We start from the raw sequence: 2,236 nt of genomic DNA on the forward strand, positions 1-2,236 counted from the left end.
AACGGTAATCTTGGTTGATTACCGTTCCTTTTTTCTTTTAATGCCACTTCGTCATCTTTGGAGTTATTACATAAAAAAAACATCCCATGAAGCGAAATAAATTCATGGGATGTTTTTTATGTAGAGAGAGTGATCTCTTGAAAGAATTAGTGATTTTGACGTAGGTCTTTTACTCTGACTGCTTTTCCTTCGCTTTGTGGCAAGGAGCCTTTTTTCACTAGTTTCAGTTTGGGAGTCACTAATATCTCGTCTTTCAATTGACGTGTGATCTCTTTGCGTATCTTTTCCAATTCAATGTAATTATCAGTAGAAAGATCGCTGAGTTCTACTTCCACAATCATTTCATCCTGATTGTTTACTGTTTCCAGTGTGATTAGATAATTGCTGCCTAATTGTGGGAATTGTACCAATATCTTTTCTACTTGCATTGGGAAGATGTTAACTCCCTTAATGATGAACATATCATCGCTACGTCCTTTAATACGGTCAATACGTAGGTGGGTGCGTCCACATGGACATTCTCCGGGAAGAATACGGGTGAGATCTCGGGTACGATACCGTAGAAGTGGCATCATCTCGCGGTCAAGAGTGGTCAATACTAACTCACCAATTTCTCCATCTGGAACAGGTTCACCTGTTTCAGGATCAATAATTTCAACCAGATAGCAATCCTCCCAGAAGTGCATGCCGTTTTGTTCCTGACATTCAAAAGCAACTCCAGGGCCGTTCATTTCCGTCATACCAAAGCTGTTATAAGCTTTAACACCTAACATACGTTCGATCTTTTTCCGTTGTTCATCTGTATGAGGCTCAGCACCAATGACAAGTGTTTTTAAGCTGGTGCTTGTCGGATCTATACCTTCTTCTTGAATGACTTCTGCCAGGCGAATAGCATAGCTGGGAATAGCATGAAGCGCAGTTGTTTTGAAATCAGTAATGAATTTAATCTGTCGCTTACTGTTTCCGGCAGCAGCAGGAACTGTCAGTGCTCCCAAACGTTCTGCTCCATATTGAAAACCTAATCCTCCGGTGAACATACCATATCCGGAACTATTCTGGAAAACATCCGTTTTGCGTATGCCTACCATATAGAGACAGCGTGCTACCAGGTTTGCCCAAGAGTCCAGATCGTGCTGAGAATGAACAATCAGAGTCGGAGTACCGGTTGTTCCACTTGAAGAATGAATACGTACCCCATCTTCCTGCATATTACCTGAAACTAGACCAAAAGGGTAGGTGGCACGCATATCAGCTTTAGTAGTAAATGGGATTTTTCGAATATCTTCAAGGCTTTGAATGCTATCAGCTGTGATATTATGTTCTTGGAACACTTTTTTGTAATACGGTGAATTAGCTGCAATATTTATCGTCTTTTTAAGCCGCTGAAGTTGCAATTCCTGCAACTTCTCACGGCTCATGGTCTCTATGTCTTCTTCCCAGTATTTGTTATTCATGGTAGTTTGTTTTGGAGGGTCTTTACATTAATTTTTCGGCAATTTCTTTTCCGGCAGCCAGTGCTTTGAGGTTCATCTCTACAATAGCCTCGCCTTTGCGTTCGAAGATTTCGCGGATGTTGGTTTGTATTTTCTCATAGTCAATTCCTAGAAAGGGAATGGTAGCCCCAAGCAAAACAATATTTGCTACGCGAATAGAACCAATTTCTTTAGCTACCTTATCCACATTCAGAACGATTTTATGGGGCAATTTATCTAACTCTGCCCGCACATCAGCTTCTGCCGGATAGTTGGGGATATTAACGAACGGAGTTTCGTTAGTTACCAGCCAGCCTTCAGAATTTAAATAGGGGAGATAGCGTAGTCCTTCCATGGGCTCAAGTGAGATGATCAAATCGCATTTGCCTGAAGGAATAAGATCAGAGGCAATAGGTTGATCACTGATACGTAAATTGGATTGCACGTCACCGCCACGTTGGCTCATGCCATGTACTTCCGCTTGTTTCATATATAATCCGTCTTTAAGGGCGGCTTTACCAATTACTGTGGCGATAGAGAGGATGCCTTGTCCACCAACGCCGGAAAGTATGATATCTTTTTTCATGGTTTTACTTGTTTCGTTTTTTACGTGCTAAAGTTTGAATGCATTCTCTGCGTGGTATAATAACAGATACACCACGATATTCGATTTCTTCACGGATAATCTGTTTCATTTCTTCATAATTCTTTTTAAGGGGAACTACTACGCGAATGTGTTCAGGAGCTACGCCGATACCAGCGCA

General features: G+C 41.4%; 2 protein-coding genes and 1 pseudogene. All 3 read right to left on the bottom strand.

Going from position 1 to position 2,236, the window contains the following annotated elements:
• Positions 1–146 precede the first annotated feature (146 nt).
• Entirely contained in the window at positions 147–1,454 is a 1,308-nt protein-coding gene (locus BACCELL_RS21585) for a phenylacetate--CoA ligase family protein (RefSeq protein WP_007214206.1), read from the bottom strand.
• Between the two features lie 22 nt (positions 1,455–1,476).
• Positions 1,477–2,058: an indolepyruvate oxidoreductase subunit beta gene (locus BACCELL_RS21590; RefSeq protein ID WP_007214207.1), complete on the bottom strand. Its 582-nt coding sequence runs from the start codon at positions 2,056–2,058 to the stop codon at positions 1,477–1,479.
• Between the two features lie 4 nt (positions 2,059–2,062).
• Positions 2,063–2,236 (bottom strand): annotated as a pseudogene (locus tag BACCELL_RS26620) (indolepyruvate ferredoxin oxidoreductase); the annotation flags it as partial.

The sequence above is a fragment of the Bacteroides cellulosilyticus DSM 14838 genome (genome assembly GCF_000158035.1).
GTDB lineage: Bacteria > Bacteroidota > Bacteroidia > Bacteroidales > Bacteroidaceae > Bacteroides > Bacteroides cellulosilyticus.

Excerpts from the sequence above, each read along its gene's own strand:
- BACCELL_RS21590 (WP_007214207.1), bottom strand. The coding sequence starts at position 2,058 with ATGAAAAAAGATATCATACTTTCCGGCGTTGGTGGACAAGGCATCCTC.
- BACCELL_RS21585 (WP_007214206.1), bottom strand. The coding sequence starts at position 1,454 with ATGAATAACAAATACTGGGAAGAAGACATAGAGACCATGAGCCGTGAG.